The organism is Streptomyces sp. NPDC048523, assembly GCF_043199815.1.
In the GTDB taxonomy this organism is placed as follows: Bacteria; Actinomycetota; Actinomycetes; order Streptomycetales; family Streptomycetaceae; genus Streptomyces.
Map to the genome: position 1 here is coordinate 1,133,988 of NZ_JBICWQ010000001.1, position 13,952 is coordinate 1,147,939.

The 13,952-nt window shown below is 72.3% G+C and carries 17 protein-coding genes; 6 read left to right on the forward strand and 11 right to left on the reverse strand.

What is annotated here, in order from left to right:
* Positions 1-11 precede the first annotated feature (11 nt).
* The 4 genes from ACGFWE_RS05175 to ACGFWE_RS05190 form a co-directional block, all read right to left on the reverse strand.
* Positions 12-1,226, reverse strand: a complete 1,215-nt coding sequence (locus ACGFWE_RS05175) for an acetyl-CoA C-acetyltransferase (protein ID WP_393597962.1) — start codon at positions 1,224-1,226, stop codon at positions 12-14.
* Positions 1,227-1,247: 21 nt separating this feature from the next.
* Positions 1,248-2,390, reverse strand: a complete 1,143-nt coding sequence (locus ACGFWE_RS05180) for an acyl-CoA dehydrogenase family protein (protein WP_393597964.1) — start codon at positions 2,388-2,390, stop codon at positions 1,248-1,250.
* A gap of 10 nt (positions 2,391-2,400) precedes the next feature.
* Complete coding sequence (locus ACGFWE_RS05185; protein WP_393597966.1) at positions 2,401-3,555, reverse strand: CaiB/BaiF CoA transferase family protein; 1,155 nt, start codon at positions 3,553-3,555, stop codon at positions 2,401-2,403.
* Positions 3,556-3,651: 96 nt separating this feature from the next.
* Positions 3,652-4,050 carry an MmcQ/YjbR family DNA-binding protein gene (locus tag ACGFWE_RS05190; protein WP_393597968.1) on the reverse strand — a complete coding sequence of 133 codons (399 nt, stop codon included), beginning with the start codon at positions 4,048-4,050 and terminating at the stop codon, positions 3,652-3,654.
* Between the two features lie 90 nt (positions 4,051-4,140).
* On the opposite strand from ACGFWE_RS05190, the gene ACGFWE_RS05195 reads away from it, so the two are divergent.
* Complete coding sequence (locus ACGFWE_RS05195; protein ID WP_352380769.1) at positions 4,141-5,319, forward strand: saccharopine dehydrogenase NADP-binding domain-containing protein; 1,179 nt, start codon at positions 4,141-4,143, stop codon at positions 5,317-5,319.
* A 43-nt stretch (positions 5,320-5,362) separates the two neighbouring features.
* On the opposite strand, the gene mmpA is transcribed toward ACGFWE_RS05195, so the two are convergent.
* Positions 5,363-5,521, reverse strand: a complete 159-nt coding sequence (gene mmpA, locus ACGFWE_RS05200) for a morphogenic membrane protein MmpA (protein ID WP_352380771.1) — start codon at positions 5,519-5,521, stop codon at positions 5,363-5,365.
* Between the two features lie 93 nt (positions 5,522-5,614).
* On the reverse strand, positions 5,615-6,316 hold the full coding sequence (locus ACGFWE_RS05205) for an endonuclease V (protein ID WP_393597971.1): 702 nt from the start codon (positions 6,314-6,316) through the stop codon (positions 5,615-5,617).
* Between the two features lie 42 nt (positions 6,317-6,358).
* On the opposite strand from ACGFWE_RS05205, the gene ACGFWE_RS05210 reads away from it, so the two are divergent.
* Positions 6,359-6,655, forward strand: a complete 297-nt coding sequence (locus ACGFWE_RS05210; protein WP_352380774.1) for a YciI family protein — start codon at positions 6,359-6,361, stop codon at positions 6,653-6,655.
* A gap of 4 nt (positions 6,656-6,659) precedes the next feature.
* Here the strand turns inward: ACGFWE_RS05210 and ACGFWE_RS05215 are convergent, their stop codons facing one another.
* Both ACGFWE_RS05215 and ACGFWE_RS05220 read right to left on the reverse strand, forming a co-directional pair.
* Positions 6,660-6,989, reverse strand: coding sequence for a plasmid stabilization protein (locus tag ACGFWE_RS05215; protein ID WP_352380776.1), 330 nt, complete (start codon positions 6,987-6,989; stop codon positions 6,660-6,662).
* 62 nt (positions 6,990-7,051) lie between these two features.
* A complete protein-coding gene (locus ACGFWE_RS05220) occupies positions 7,052-8,164 on the reverse strand; it encodes a WD40/YVTN/BNR-like repeat-containing protein (protein ID WP_393597973.1) in 1,113 nt (370 codons plus the stop codon).
* A gap of 241 nt (positions 8,165-8,405) precedes the next feature.
* Here ACGFWE_RS05220 and ACGFWE_RS05225 point away from each other — a divergent pair, with 241 nt between their 5' ends.
* The gene (locus ACGFWE_RS05225; protein ID WP_352380780.1) at positions 8,406-8,822 is read left to right on the forward strand and encodes an SsgA family sporulation/cell division regulator; all 417 of its coding nucleotides are present in this window, start codon (positions 8,406-8,408) and stop codon (positions 8,820-8,822) included.
* Between the two features lie 168 nt (positions 8,823-8,990).
* Here the strand turns inward: ACGFWE_RS05225 and ACGFWE_RS05230 are convergent, their stop codons facing one another.
* Positions 8,991-9,206, reverse strand: a complete 216-nt coding sequence (locus ACGFWE_RS05230) for a hypothetical protein (protein ID WP_352380781.1) — start codon at positions 9,204-9,206, stop codon at positions 8,991-8,993.
* A gap of 58 nt (positions 9,207-9,264) precedes the next feature.
* Positions 9,265-9,912 carry a GPP34 family phosphoprotein gene (locus ACGFWE_RS05235; RefSeq protein ID WP_352380783.1) on the reverse strand — a complete coding sequence of 216 codons (648 nt, stop codon included), beginning with the start codon at positions 9,910-9,912 and terminating at the stop codon, positions 9,265-9,267.
* A gap of 283 nt (positions 9,913-10,195) precedes the next feature.
* Between ACGFWE_RS05235 and ACGFWE_RS05240 the strand changes: the two genes are divergently transcribed.
* On the forward strand, positions 10,196-11,818 hold the full coding sequence (locus ACGFWE_RS05240; protein ID WP_393597976.1) for an ABC-F family ATP-binding cassette domain-containing protein: 1,623 nt from the start codon (positions 10,196-10,198) through the stop codon (positions 11,816-11,818).
* On the opposite strand, the gene ACGFWE_RS05245 is transcribed toward ACGFWE_RS05240, so the two are convergent.
* Positions 11,787-12,530 (reverse strand): MerR family transcriptional regulator, encoded by a 744-nt coding sequence (locus tag ACGFWE_RS05245; RefSeq protein ID WP_352380786.1) that lies wholly within the window; start codon positions 12,528-12,530, stop codon positions 11,787-11,789. The two genes, ACGFWE_RS05240 and ACGFWE_RS05245, sit on opposite strands and share 32 nt — an antisense overlap.
* A 52-nt stretch (positions 12,531-12,582) precedes the next feature.
* On the opposite strand from ACGFWE_RS05245, the gene ACGFWE_RS05250 reads away from it, so the two are divergent.
* Together ACGFWE_RS05250 and ddaH are read left to right on the forward strand one after the other, a co-directional pair.
* On the forward strand, positions 12,583-13,017 hold the full coding sequence (locus ACGFWE_RS05250; RefSeq protein WP_352382491.1) for a DUF6194 family protein: 435 nt from the start codon (positions 12,583-12,585) through the stop codon (positions 13,015-13,017).
* 142 nt (positions 13,018-13,159) lie between these two features.
* On the forward strand, positions 13,160-13,936 hold the full coding sequence (gene ddaH, locus ACGFWE_RS05255; protein ID WP_352380788.1) for a dimethylargininase: 777 nt from the start codon (positions 13,160-13,162) through the stop codon (positions 13,934-13,936).
* Positions 13,937-13,952 lie beyond the last annotated feature (16 nt).

Below are 13,952 nucleotides of genomic sequence, written 5' to 3' on the forward strand. Positions count from 1 at the left end.
GTGGGAGGGGGTCAGATGCGCTCGACGATGGTGGCGATGCCCATGCCGCCGCCCACACAGAGCGTCGCGAGGCCGTACCGCTTGTCCTGGCGCTCCAGTTCGTCGATCAGGCTGCCCAGGATCATGGCGCCGGTGGCGCCGAGCGGGTGGCCGAGCGCGATCGCGCCGCCGTTGACGTTGACCTTGTCCAGCGACAGGCCCATGTCCCTGACGAAGCGCAGGACGACTGCCGCGAAGGCCTCGTTGATCTCGACGAGGTCGATGTCGTCGATGCTCAGCCCGGCCTTGGCGAGCGCCTTGCGGGTGGCGGGCGCGGGGCCGGTGAGCATGATGGTGGGCTCGGAGCCGGAGACCGCGGCGGAGACGATCCGCGCGCGCGGGGTGAGGCCGTAGCGCTCGCCGACCTCCTGGGAGCCGATCGCGACCAGCGAGGCGCCGTCCACGATGCCGGAGGAGTTGCCCGCGTGGTGGACGTGGTCGATCTTCTCGACCCAGTGGTACTTCTGCAGGGCCACGGCGTCGAAGCCGCCCAGGTCGCCGATGTCCGCGAAGGACGGCTTGAGCCCCGCGAGGGAGTCGGCGGTGGTGCCGGGGCGCAGGTGCTCGTCGTGGTCGAGGACGGTCAGGCCGGCGCGGTCCTTCACCGGGACGACGGAGCGGTCGAAGCGGCCCTCCTTCCAGGCCGTCGCGGCACGCTCCTGACTCAGAGCGGCGTATTCGTCGACGTCACGCCGCGAGAATCCCTCGATCGTGGCGATCAGGTCGGCGCCGATGCCCTGCGGCACGAAGTTGACGGCGAGGTTGGTCATCGGGTCGTTGAACCAGGCGCCGCCGTCGGAGGCCATCGGCACCCGGGACATCGACTCGACACCGCCCGCCAGGATCAGGTCCTCCCAGCCGGAACGCACCTTGGCGGCGGCCAGGTTGACGGCCTCCAGGCCCGAGGCACAGAAGCGGTTCTCCTGCACGCCCGCGACCGTGTCCGGGAGGCCCGCGGCGATCGCGGCGGTGCGGGCGATGTCGGAGCCCTGGTCGCCGACCGGGCTGACGACGCCGAGCACGATGTCGTCGACCGCCGCCGGGTCCAGGTCCGGGAAGCGGGCGCGGATCTCGTGGATGAGTCCGACGACCAGGTCGATGGGCTTGGTGCCGTGCAGGGCGCCGTTCGCCTTGCCGCGGCCGCGCGGGGTGCGGATCGCGTCGTACACGTACGCTTCGGTGCTCACGGGGAAGCCTTTCAATGAGGGTCAGCTCAGCAGGGAACGGCCGATGATCTCCTTCATGATCTCGGTCGTGCCGCCGTAGATGGTCTGGATCCGGCCGTCGGTGAAGGCCCGCGCGACCGGGTACTCGCTCATGTAGCCGTAGCCGCCGTGCAGTTGCAGGCAGCGGTCCGCGACCCGCTTCTGGAGCTCGGTCGCCCACCACTTGGCCATGGAGGCGTGGACGGCGTCCAGTCCCCCGTCGCAGTGGTCCTCGACGCAGCGGTCGAGGAACGTCCGCGTGACGGCGCACTCCGTGGCCATCTCGGCTATCTCGAACCGGATGTGCTGCTTGGTCGCGAGCGGCCGCCCGAAGGCCTCGCGCTCCTTGACGTACTCGGTGGTGATCTCCAGGAGATGCTCGGCGGCGGCGACCGCGGCGACGGCGATGCTCAGGCGCTCCTGCGCGAGGTTGGTCATCAGGTGCCCGAAGGCGCCGTCGCGCTCGCCGAGGAGGTTCTCCTTGGGCACGCGTACGTCGTGGAAGAACAGCTCGGCCGTGTCCTGGGCCTTCTGGCCGATCTTGTCGAGGTTGCGGCCGCGCTCGAAGCCGTCCATGCCGCGCTCGACGACCAGCAGCGACAGTCCGCGGGCCCCGCCCTCGGGGGTGGTCTTCGCGACGACGATCACCAGGTCGGCGATGATCCCGTTGGAGATGAACGTCTTGGAGCCGTTCAGCACCCAGTGGTCGCCGCGGTCCTGCGCGTGCGTGCGGATGCCCTGGAGGTCGGAGCCCGCGCCCGGTTCGGTCATGGCGATGGCGGTGACGAGCGAGCCGTCGCAGAAGCCGGGCAGCCAGCGGCGCTTCTGCTCCTCGGTGGCGAGGCAGGTCAGGTAGGGCCCGATGACGTCGTTGTGCAGGCCCAGGGCGAGCCCGGGAGTGCCCGCGCGCGTGAACTCCTCGGCCAGGACGGTGGCGTAGCGGAAGTCGGTGGTGCCGCCGCCCCCGAACTCCTCGGGCACGGCGAGCCCGAGGAGGCCCTGCTTGCCGGCCGCCCGCCAGGCTTCGCGGGAGACGATGCCGTCCTTCTCCCACTGCGCGTAGTACGGCAGGACCTCCCTGGCCAGGAAGGCGCGCACGGTCGCGCGGAACGCGTCGTGCTCGGGGGCGAAGAGCTGCCGCTTCATTCGGGGCCTTTCATCTGGGGCCTTCATCAGGGCCTGCATTCGGGCCTTTCAGAAGATCCGGTACGTCCCAGTCGCGTGCCACCTCCGCGCTGTGGGCGCCGGCCCGGGCGGGCCCGGTGCGGACGGCCGTGGGGGTCGCGGAGAAGCGGGGCGCGGGGGCGGGCTGGGTGATGCCGCCGTGGTCGGTGAAGGTGCCGCGGGCGGCGAGGTGCGGGTGGTGCGGGGCCTCACGCAGCGACAGCACGGGCGCCACGCACGCGTCGGTGCCCTCGAAGACGGCCGTCCAGTCGTCTCTCGTACGGCTGCGGAAGCGGGCCGCGACCGCCTCGCGCAGCTCGCCCCAGCGGGTCCAGTCCTTGCGGGCGTCCGCGAAGTCCGGGAGGCCGAGCAGGTCCAGGAAGAGGTCGTAGAACTGCGGCTCCAGCGCGCCCACAGCCATGTACTTGCCGTCGGCGGTCTCGTAGGTGCCGTAGTACGGGCAGCCGCCGTCGAGGAGGTTGGCGCCGCGCCGGTCCTGCCAGCCGCCGGCCGCGGCCATGCCGTGGAGCATCGCGGAGAGGTGGGAGGTGCCGTCGACGATGGCGGTGTCCACGACCTGGCCGGTGCCGGTCGCGCGCGCGTGGTGCAGGGCGGCGAGGACACCGACGACGAGGTAGAGGGAGCCGCCCGCGTAGTCGCCGAGGAGGTTGGCGGGCACGGCCGGGGGACGGCCCGGTTCGCCGATCAGGCCGAGGGTGCCGGTGAGGGCGATGTAGGCGATGTCGTGCCCGGCGCGCTGGGCCAGCGGCCCCTCCTGGCCCCAACCGGTCATGCGGCCGTAGACGAGGGCGGGGTTGCGCGCGTGACAGTCCTCGGGGCCGACGCCGAGGCGTTCCGCGACGCCGGGGCGGTTGCCCTCGATGAGGATGTCGGCGCGGGCGGCGAGGTCGAGGACGCGGGCGGGGCCGTCCGGGGACTTCAGGTCGACCACCACGGAACGCTTGTTGCGGTTGGTGACGTCGTACTCCGGCTTGATCGCCAGGCCGACTCCGCCGGGTCGGTCGACGCGCACGACGTCGGCGCCCAGGTCGGCCAGGAGCATCGCGGCGAACGGGCCCGGCCCGATCCCGGCCAGCTCGACGACGCGCACGCCGGTGAGCGGCCCCTGTCCTGGCGTCGTCGCCATTCGGCCCCCAAGTCCCACAGGTATGACACAACTGATGTAACACCAGTGATGCTAAGAACGTGTTCCACCGAGCACAAGAGCTGAGCGAGCAAGCGCTTAGCCAATTGTCGGGGATCGGCGTCCGTCCAGCTCGGCTGTCAGCCGCTTCGGCGCGGTCGCGCGGTAGCTCTCCTCCACCCAGTCGCACAGCAGCTCCGCGGCCGGGACGCCCTCGCCCTCCAGCGGGACGCGCACCCAGCCGGCCCTGCCCAGGCCGTACCCGGACGGCGCCGCGCCGGGACAGGCCAGCGCGTGCGCGTGGACGGCCTCGTCGGTGAGCTTCACCGTCATGCCCGGCGGGTGGCTGCCGTCGTCGACGCCGAGGAAGACGAACACCTTCCCCTTGACCTTCGCCACGGACTCGCCCCACGGGAACTCCTCGACGGCACCCGGCAGCCCGAGGGCGAATTCGCGCACTTTCTCCCTCTTCCTCAGGGCGTTTTCGGGCACGGCCACCTTCCACCTCCGGGCTCGTCGTCGGGCTCCGCACTCCTCACGCTAGCCTCGGCCACCGACAACGGCGCGTGGTGCGGACCGAGGAGTGTCATGAGCAGGCTGAACGCAACGGACCGTCCGTACGACATCGTGCTCTTCGGAGCCACCGGCTTCGTCGGCACGCTGACCGCGGAGTATCTCGCCGCGCACGCTCCCGAGGGGCTGCGCTGGGCCGTCGCGGGCCGCAGCGAGCGGAAGCTGGAACGGCTGCGCGAACGGCTGCCGGGCGGCGAGAGCGTCGGAGTGCTGCGCGCCGACGTGGCCGAGCCGGGCTCGGTGCGCGAACTCGCCGAGCACGCGCGCGTGGTGGCCACGACCGTGGGGCCGTACGTGAACTACGGCGAGGACCTCGTCGCGGCCTGCGCGGACACCGGTGCCGACTACCTGGATCTGACCGGCGAGCCGGAGTTCGTGGACCTGACGTACGTCCGGCACGACGCACGCGCGCGGGAGACCGGCGCACGCCTTGTGCACGCCTGCGGGTTCGACTCGATCCCGCACGACCTGGGTGCCTACTTCACCGTCCAGCAGCTGCCCGAGGGGGTGCCGCTGACGGTCGACGGGTTCGTCACCGCCGACGCCACGTTCTCGGGCGGTACGTTCGCGTCCGCGCTGAACCAGTTCTCGCGGCTGCGGCCGATGCTGGCCGCCGAGCGGGACCGGCGGCGGCACGAGCCGCGCCTGGTGGGCCGGCGTGCCGCCGCGCCGACGGGCGCGCCCCGGTTCGCCAAGGAGATCGGCGCGTGGGCGCTGCCGCTGCCGACGATCGACCCGCAGATCGTGCGCCGGTCGGCGAAGGCGCTCGATCGCTACGGCCCCGACTTCCGCTACCGCCACTACGCGGCCGTACGACGTCTGCCCGTCGCGCTGGGCGGTGTGGCGGCGATGGGCGCGCTCGTCACGGCGGCCCAGTTGCCGCCCGCGCGCCACTGGCTGTCCGACCGGCTCAAGCCGGGGGACGGGCCGAGCGCGGAGAAGCGCGCGAAGAGCTGGTTCTCGGTGCGCTTCGTCGGCGAGGGCGGTGGCCGGCGGGTGTTCACGGAGGTCGCGGGCGGTGACCCGGGGTACGACGAGACGGCGAAGATGTTCGCCGAGTCGGCCCTGTCCCTGGCCCTCGACGACCTTCCGGGGACGTCCGGCCAGGTCACCACGGCGGTCGCGATGGGTGACGCCCTGATCGAGCGGCTGCGACGGGCCGGGATCACCTTCCGGGTGGCGTCGAGCCGGTGAGCGCGGACCGTACACCCGGGCCTCGCACACCGGTGGACCGGGCTTAGAAGGACCAGCCCGCCACCGTGTAGATCATCCCTACGATCCAGCCGAGCCCCGCGAGCACGCCGAGGACCAGCGCGGCGGTCACGGCGCGCTCGACGGGCCGGTTCGGGTCGGCCAGGGGCTTGGGAGAACGGTGGGTCACGCGGTGCGTCGTCATGCGGGACAGCCTGCCGAGCACACCGGGGCACGCACATCCGTACAGATACTCAGACGACGTACTCAGTACCCCCTCAGGCCCCCTCAGGCCCCCTCAGGCCCCCTGCCGGGACGTCGCCTCCCGCAGCGCCTGCCGGCACAACGCGTCCGCCCTGCGCGTCGTCTCCGGCAGGCGATACGCCGGCGTGAGCGCGAGGGTGTGGGCGCAGGCGTTGTCCAGGCTCACGCGGTGGCCGACCGAGACGAAGACCGGTTTCACCGCCTCGCGCGTGCGCAGGGCCCGGCCGACCTCCTCCGAGCCCGCCAGCAGCGGCGTCCACGCGCCGCGCCGGGCGCCGGGATCGTCGTAGGTGAAGGTGAACGGGTTCTTGGCGACGCCGATCGTCGGCAGGCCGGTGAGGACGCCGAGGTGGCTCGCGAGGCCGAAGCGGCGGGGGTGGGCGAGGCCGTAGCCGTCGCAGACGACCAGGCCGGGCGGGCACGGCAGGGCGGCGAGGGCGGCGAGAACCGTGGGGATCTCCCGGAAGGCGAGCAGGCCCGGGACGTACGGGAAGGAGATCCGGCCCACCGCGGTCGCCTCGGCCACGACCTCCGAAGTGGCCGCGTCCAGCACCACGGCCGCCGCCGCGACGACGTCCCGTTCGTCGTCGTAGGCCACGTCGACCCCGGTGACATGCCCGGTGCCCGGCGGCGGGCCCGTCTCGTCGAGGACCGTGCTCGCCCTCAACTCGTCCTGGACCGCGCGGGCCTGCTCCTCGGTCGCGGGCCAGCCCGCGGGAATGTCCACTGTCGTCATGGTGGGGACGAGCGTACGGCTCGGCGGCGTAGGCTCGCGATCATGTTCGTACTGGAACTGACCTACACCGCCCCGCTCGAGGCCGTGGACGCCGTACTGCCGGCGCATGTCGTCTGGCTGGACGAGCAGTACGCGAAGGGCCTGTTCCTGGCGTCCGGGCCCAAGAACCCCCGCGACGGCGGGGTGATCATCGCCGTCGCGGAGGACCGTGCGCGCATCGAGGAGGTCACCGCGGGCGACCCGTTCGTCTCGGCCGGGGTGTGCGCGTACCGCGTCACCGAGTTCGCCGCGACGAAGACGGCCCCGGCGCTGGAGCCGTACCGGGAGACGCCAGCCTGACCGGTCAGCCCTTGTTGCCGAGGGCGCGCTGGAGCTGGCTCTTGTTCATGTCCGAGCGGCCCTTGACGCCCTTGCGCTTGGCCTCCTCGTAGAGCTGGTCGTACGTCGGGCCCTGCGAGCCCTTTCCGGACCGCTGGCCGCCCCGCTTCCCCGAGGACATGTCCTGGGTCGAGGTGCGGCTGGCGGTCTTGGACTCGCCGGAGCGGGCGCGTTCCTTGTTGACCGTCCGCGCCGCGATCTCCTTGGCCCGTCCGGTGCTCTCGCCCCGGTCCTGGGCGCTCTCCTTGATGTGCTCGTACTGGCGTTCGCGCTTCGAGTTGGAGCCGGCTGGCATGGGGGATCACTCCTTTCGCCGTCGGCGACCGGGTACCCACATTCCGCCACTCATTTCTCCACTCACTTCTCCAGACGAGCCACCCGTCCCTTCTCCCCGGCCGCCCAGCAGCCGCCGTCGGCCGTGCAGTCCACCGTGTCGTACGAGCCGGTGTCCACGGTCCGCCAGGTCCTGCCCCCGTCCCCGGTGAGGTCCGTGCCGGTGGGGCCGACCGCGAGGGCTGCGGCGCGGCTGTACGGGAGGCACGCCACACCGGAGCGGTAGGCGGTCACCGGGGCCGCGGCGGGCCTCCAGGTCGCACCGCTGTCGCCGGTGCGGGCGGCGGCCCGCGGAGAGCTCTGGTCGGCCCGGTAGTCGCCGCCGACCGCGAGTCCGTGGGCGCGGTCGCGGAAGGCGAGCGCGAAGACGCCCTTGGCCGGGTCGCCCGCCGGGATCGGCGTGTCGGACGCCGTCCAGGTCAGCCCCCGGTCGGCGGAGTGCAGCACACGCGCGCGTGCGGCGCCGCCGGTGGCCAGCCAGACGTCCCGGGGCCCGGAACTGACCAGGCACTGGCCGCTCGCCGCGAAGCCCGCCTCGCCGTCGAGCGCGGCCGGCATGCCCTTGTCCGGCAGCACCTTCCAGGAACGGCCGCCGTCGGAGGTCGACAGCACACGGAACTTCCCGTCCACCGGGTCGCTCATGGCGAGGCCGTGGCGGCGGTCGAAGAAGGTGAGGCAGTCGTAGAAGGCCTTGGCGTCGGTGTTGCGGAAGGACTCGGTCCAGGTCGCGCCGCCGTCCTCGGTGCGGTAGACGCGGGACGCCTCGCCCTCCCCGATGGCCAGCACCACCGCCCGGTGCGCGTCGAAGGCCTCGATGTCGCGGAACTGGAGCTCGGCGGCACCGGGCGGTGAGACGTTCCGCCAGCTCGCCCCGCCGTCCGTGGTGCGCAGCACGGTGCCCTGGGTGCCGGCCAGCCAGGCGGTGTTGCGGCTGACCGCCGACAGCCCGCGGAACCGCACCTCGGGGGTGCCGCTGTCCTTGAGTGCCCAGTGCGGTGTACGGCCGTCCGGGTCGTGCGCCTCGGCCGGTACGGCGGTCAGGGCGGCCAGCGCCACCGCCGAGACCGCTCCCGCGGTGATGGTCCGGAACACCGGACCCGTTCGTCTCTTGCCTCGCGTGTTCCCCAAGCGCCTCATGGCGGGCGAAGCTAGCCCACGCTCCCGGCGCCGTCCAGATGCCCTCGGCCGCCCGCCGAGCGGTGCGCGGGTGTCACAAGTGGCTCTCGGGGCACGGGAGAAGGACCGGATCGCACCGGGGCATGAAGACGGTGACAGAGGTCACTCGCCCTTCGTGTACACGGATTGGCTCATTCCGACGTCTCTTCCAGTGCCCGTCCCACCCCGGAAGCCCCACCAGCCGTCACAAGGGAGCAAGGCGTTGTCCACCGTCATCGAGCAGCCCGTAGAGGCCCGACTCGTCGCCGCGGCACCGCGGATGCCGAGCATTCCCGCCACCCTGCACTACGACCGCTGTGATCCGTTCGCCGTCCGTATGACCTTCCCCGCCCCGGCCACCCTGGAGGGCGTCGAGGTCTGCTGGACCTTCAGCCGCGAACTGCTCACCACCGGCCTGCACGAGCCCGAGGGCCACGGCGACGTCCGGGTGCGGCCGTACGGCTACGACCGCACCGTTCTCGAGTTCCACGCCCCCGAGGGCACCGCCGTCGTGCATGTGCGCACGGGCGAGCTGCGCCGGTTCCTGGAGGCCACGAACGACCTCGTGCCGGCCGGTCTGGAGCACCTCCAGCTCGACCTCGACCACGACCTGGCCGAGCTGATGCGCGACGCGTACTGACGCGGTCGCCGGGGCGGGCGTTGCGCTCGCCGTGGTCGAGCCCGCCGGCCGGCACGTCGTACGTCCCCCGCGCCCAGCAGCTCCCGCGCGGCGCGGCGGATCAGGACGTGCGCGGCCCGAGTGAGACCGGATCGGCGACGGACGGGGCGCCGGGTCCGGCCATGACGTTCAGCGGACGGTCGGCCCCGTCGACCAGGAGCTCGACGGTCCCCGGGTCGACGGCCCCGGGGACCTCCCATCGGCGCCCGCGGCGAGGAAGGCCGCGGGCCGCTCCGGAGTGAGGGCAACGGCTCCGGCGCCGGGCAGAGACGTGTCGATACCGGCGTTGACGAGCAACATGCCCTCCATGTCGGCGCGCTCGCGGAGTCTGTCCTGGTTCGCCATGCACCTGGCCCGACCGGCTGCGCCCGCGACAGCGCCGGCAGGACTCCGGCGTCGACGTTCAGGCGCGCGCCGCGACCGAGGCCGCCGCCCCGCGCACCCCGTGGACGAGCTCCCGCAGCACCGGAGCGACCTGCCCGCTGCGCTCGATCAGCTCCTCGACCCGTGTCTCGGGGTGTTCCCCGCGGGGCAGCAGGGTGCGCAGACCGGCCGCGGCGGCGAGCGCGACGAGGGCCGCGTCCCGGTCGGAGACGTCCACGCCCGGCACCGGTCCCCGCAGGACCTGCCGGGCCTCCTCCTGGAGTGCCTCGACGACGACCGGGCGGGCCAGGTCGTACTCCACCGTGGGGAACAGCCCGAGGGCCCGCCTCTTCCGGGCGCGCAGTTGTCCGCCCGCGGTGAGCTGCTCCCGTACGGCGTCCAGGGTGATCCGGGTGTGCGGTGTCACCCAGCCCCGCCACCGGTGCGGCCGGGATTCACGGACCAGTTCGAGCAGCCCGTCCAGCACGGGGTCCCCGGTCTCGGCGTCCATGTCGACGGGGGTGGCGATGCCGTCCTCGTCGAGGAGCAGACCACGCCGGGCCAGCTCGGTCAGGGCACCGGCCCGCACCAGCTGGGGGACCTGGCCGACGCCGGCCGTCTCGGACTTCGAGGTGTCCCAGGCCAGCAGATAGAGGTGGGCCGGCAGAGAGAGCGAGCCGTCGGGCACGGGGCCTCCTAAGGCGCATTAACTCGTTGACAGCTCTATGGCCGCCTCGTACGGTGTAGAACGCTTCTGTTGCCGTCGATCGGAGAAGGACGTTGCTCGTCTGAGGTCCTGAGACACCGTGTCACACACCTGAGGTGTGTGCGCCGCGTGCGACCTCGGCATACGAGCCGTTCCGACGAGCAGGACCTGGTCCGTGCCCTCCGGTTTTCCGTCGTCTCCCGTGGTCGCGGGTGTCTCGATACGCGTTTGCCCCTTCTCGCTTCGAGCAACCGCGGAGACTTGTATGTCTGCTTCCATCACCTGCACCTCGCTCACCTTCTCCTGGCCCGACGGAACCCCTGTCCTCGACGGCCTCGACATCGCCTTCGGCCCCGGCCGGACGGGCCTCGTCGGCGTCAACGGTTCAGGTAAATCAACCCTGTTGAAGCTGATCGCCGGTGAACTCACCCCGGCCGACGGCGCCGTGCGCGTCGCGGGCGAGGTCGGATACCTCCCGCAGAACGTCACCCTCGACACCGGCCTGACGGTCGACGAGGCGCTCGGTATCTCCGCTCAGCGCGCCGCCCTGCACGCCATCGAGGGGGGCGATGTGGCCGAGGAGCACTTCGAGACGGTCGGCGACGACTGGGACGTGGAGGAGCGGGCCCTGGCCACCCTCGGTGAACTCGGGCTCGGGCACATCGGGTTGGACCGTGGGATCGGCGAAGTGTCGGGCGGCGAGTCGGTGCTGCTGCGGCTGGCGGCACTGCTGCTGCGCCGACCGGACGTCCTGCTCCTCGACGAGCCCACCAACAACCTCGACCTGTACGCCCGCAGGCGGCTGTACGCGGCTGTCGCCTCCTGGCCCGGGGTCATGGTCGTGGTCAGCCACGACCGTGAACTCCTCGACCTGGTCGACCAGATCGCCGATCTGCGCGCGGGCGAGGTCACCTGGTACGGCGGGAACTTCTCCGCCTACGAGGAGGCCCTCGCCGTCGAACAGGAGGCGGCCGAGCGGATGGTGCGGGTCGCCGAGTCCGACTTCCGCAAGCAGAAGCGCGAACTGGCGGACGCGCAGGTCAAGTTGGCACGGCGCAAGCGGTACGGCCAGAAGATGTTCGAGCAGAAGCGCGAGCCGAAGATCGTCATGGGGGCGCGCAAACGCTCGGCGCAGGAGTCCGCGGGCAAGCACCGCATCATGCACGAGGAGAAGCTCGCCGAGGCCAAGGACCGGCTCGACGAGGCGGTGGAGGCCGTACGGGACGACGACGAGATCCGCGTCGACCTGCCGTACACGGCCGTGCCGCCGGGCCGTACCGTGCTGACCCTCATGGACCTGGAACTGGCCCACGGCGCACGGGTCAAGGGCGGTTTCGACCTGCGGGGCCCCGAGCGGGTCGCGCTGATCGGGCGCAACGGTGCGGGCAAGACGACGCTGCTGCGGACGATCGCCGGGGAGCTGGAGCCGGTGTCGGGCGAGGCGACGGCCCATGTGCCGCTGCGCTTCCTGCCCCAGCGCCTCGACGTCCTCGACGGTGAGCTGTCGGTCGCCGAGAACGTGGCCCGGTTCGCGCCGGGCGCCACCAACAACCGGGTGCGGGCCCGTCTCGCCCGCTTCCTGTTCCGGGGCGCCCGGGCCGACCAGCAGGCGTCGACGCTGTCCGGCGGCGAACGCTTCCGGGCGACGCTGGCCGCGCTGATGCTGGCGGAGCCCGCACCACAGCTGCTCATGCTCGACGAGCCGACGAACAACCTCGACATCGCGAGCGTGCGGCAACTGACCTCCGCCCTGGAGTCCTACGAAGGCGCGCTGATCGTGGCCAGTCACGACCTGCCGTTCCTGGAGTCGATCGGCATCACACGCTGGCTCATGCTGGACGGCGAGCTGCGCGAGGTCACTCCCGAGACCCTGGAGCTCCCGGGGTAGCGTCCGCGGCGGCGACAACGACCGCCAGATCGGCGCCCGCCCGGAGCAGCCCCACGCTCCGGGCGGCGAGCCCGTCGAGCCGCTCCCGCAGGATGCGTCGGGCGTCCTCCGGTCCGTCGAGGCCGTCGAGGTTCTCCAGGGCGCCCATCACCTCGCGCACGGCCGGGATGCCGTACCCGCCGGCGCGCAGGGCGACGACGACGCGCGCCGCCCTGATCGCCGCGGGACCGTAGCGACGGGCGCGCAGCGTGGTCACCCGCTCCGGGAGGACCAGCCCTTCCTCCTCCCAGAACCGCAGGGTCGAGGACCGCACGCCGAGCGCCTCCGCGAGCTGCGTGATGGTCATGGAGCCGCCGCCCTCGTCCTCCTCGTCGCCCTCACCGCCCTCTTCGGCCCGGATGCCCTGGAGTGCCCGCTGGGCGCGCAATACCTCCGCGCGCTCCCGCGCGAGCCGGGCGTGGACCTCGTCGACCGCCGAGGCCGCCTCGGTGATCGTCGCCGTCCGCAGTTCGGCGAGCAGCCGCCGCGCCTCGACGGGGCCGACTGCGGCGGCGAGCCCTCGATAGGCGCGCAGTGCGTGCACGTGGAGCGCCGTGTAGGAGCGGTAGCCGTTGTCCGACCGTACGGCCGGCGGGATCACCCCCAGCCGCTCCAGGTCGCGCACCTGCTGCACCGAGTACCCGGACTCCCTGGCGACGTCGGCTGTGCGCATCGTTCGACCAAACCCCACATAAGCACTTGAAGGTCACGCTTGAACCATGAGTATGGAACAGATCATCGCAACCGTGCGCGGCTTCGACGGGGCACTCGTGGTCGTCCCGGAGCCCGGTGGGGACTCCCCCGAGATCGCGTGGGGCGACGCGTTCTTCTACTACGCCCCCGACGGTCGGATGCCCCGCAACACCCAGCCCTACGGGACGATCGTCACCAAGGACTACCCCGAAGACACCGCCTCCGACCTGGACCCGCCGGGCCGCTGGCGGGTCAACGTCCAGGTCGGCCGTACGGCGCTCCCCGGACTCCTCGGGGAGCGGCACGACCCCGCGGCGGCCGACGTGGTGCTGCCGCACCCGGTCCACGGCGCCCTCGGCTGGGTCTGCGTCGTGAATCCCGGCGAGCGGACCACCGGGACGGTCGTACGACTGCTGCGCGAGGCCCACGAGGCGGCACGCGCGCGTGCGGTGCGGCGGTGCTCGTGAGCCGTGGAGCGTCTGCCGTGCGCGTCTCAGGAGGGGCACAGCCTGGGTACGGGGGTTTTGTCGACACGGACCGGCGCTGCATGATGGCTGACCGGCGCCCGTCACGGGAGCCGTCCCTGTCCCGCCGATACGGAGTTCCCTCGTGCCCAGCAAGAAGGCCCTCGTCCGCCGCCCCAGCCCTCGCCTCGCCGAAGGTCTGGTGACGCACGTCGAGCGGGAGAAGGTCGATGTCGAGCTCGCGCTCGAACAGTGGGAGGCGTACGTCGAGGCGCTGCGCGCGCACGGCTGGGAGACCGTCGAGGTGGACCCGGAGGACGACTGCCCGGACTCGGTGTTCGTCGAGGACACCGTCGTCATGTACAAGAACGTCGCGCTGATCGCGCGCTCCGGCGCCGAGTCCCGGCGCGAGGAGACCGCCGGCGTCGAGGAGGCCGTGGCGCGTCTGGGCTGCTCGGTGAACTGGGTCTGGGAGCCGGGCACCCTGGACGGCGGCGACGTGCTGAAGATCGGCGACACGATCTACGTCGGCCGGGGCGGGCGTACCAACGCGGCCGGCGTCCAGCAGCTGCGGGCCGCCTTCGAACCGCTCGGGGCGCAGGTCGTCGCCGTACCGGTGAGCAAGGTGCTGCACCTGAAGTCGGCGGTCACCGCGCTGCCCGACGGGACCGTCATCGGGCACATCCCCAAGGTGGACCGGCCCGCCCTCTTCCCGCGCTTCCTGTCCGTGCCGGAGGAGGCCGGCGCCCACGTCGTCCTGCTCGGCGGCCCCAAGCTGCTCATGGCCGCGAGCGCGCCCAAGACCGCGGAGCTGCTCACCGACCTCGGATTCGAACCGGTGGTGGTGGACATCAGCGAGTTCGAGAAGCTCGAAGGCTGTGTGACGTGCCTCTCAGTACGGCTGCGGGACCTGTACGCCTGACCGTGCGGACCGGTCG

What these genes read in the sequence shown, in the direction of transcription:
- ACGFWE_RS05245 (WP_352380786.1), bottom strand. Translation starts at nt 12,530, where the DNA reads ATGCGCACAGCCGACGTCGCCAGGGAGTCCGGGTACTCGGTGCAGCAG.
- ACGFWE_RS05180 (WP_393597964.1), bottom strand. Translation starts at nt 2,390, where the DNA reads ATGAAGCGGCAGCTCTTCGCCCCCGAGCACGACGCGTTCCGCGCGACC.
- ACGFWE_RS05210 (WP_352380774.1), top strand. Translation starts at nt 6,359, where the DNA reads ATGTTCGTACTGGAACTGACCTACACCGCCCCGCTCGAGGCCGTGGAC.
- ACGFWE_RS05230 (WP_352380781.1), bottom strand. Translation starts at nt 9,206, where the DNA reads ATGGCGAACCAGGACAGACTCCGCGAGCGCGCCGACATGGAGGGCATG.
- ACGFWE_RS05205 (WP_393597971.1), bottom strand. Translation starts at nt 6,316, where the DNA reads ATGACGACAGTGGACATTCCCGCGGGCTGGCCCGCGACCGAGGAGCAG.
- ACGFWE_RS05185 (WP_393597966.1), bottom strand. Translation starts at nt 3,555, where the DNA reads ATGGCGACGACGCCAGGACAGGGGCCGCTCACCGGCGTGCGCGTCGTC.
- ACGFWE_RS05215 (WP_352380776.1), bottom strand. Translation starts at nt 6,989, where the DNA reads ATGCCAGCCGGCTCCAACTCGAAGCGCGAACGCCAGTACGAGCACATC.
- ACGFWE_RS05250 (WP_352382491.1), top strand. Translation starts at nt 12,583, where the DNA reads ATGGAACAGATCATCGCAACCGTGCGCGGCTTCGACGGGGCACTCGTG.
- ACGFWE_RS05220 (WP_393597973.1), bottom strand. Translation starts at nt 8,164, where the DNA reads ATGAGGCGCTTGGGGAACACGCGAGGCAAGAGACGAACGGGTCCGGTG.
- mmpA (WP_352380771.1), bottom strand. Translation starts at nt 5,521, where the DNA reads ATGACGACGCACCGCGTGACCCACCGTTCTCCCAAGCCCCTGGCCGAC.
- ACGFWE_RS05240 (WP_393597976.1), top strand. Translation starts at nt 10,196, where the DNA reads ATGTCTGCTTCCATCACCTGCACCTCGCTCACCTTCTCCTGGCCCGAC.
- ACGFWE_RS05195 (WP_352380769.1), top strand. Translation starts at nt 4,141, where the DNA reads ATGAGCAGGCTGAACGCAACGGACCGTCCGTACGACATCGTGCTCTTC.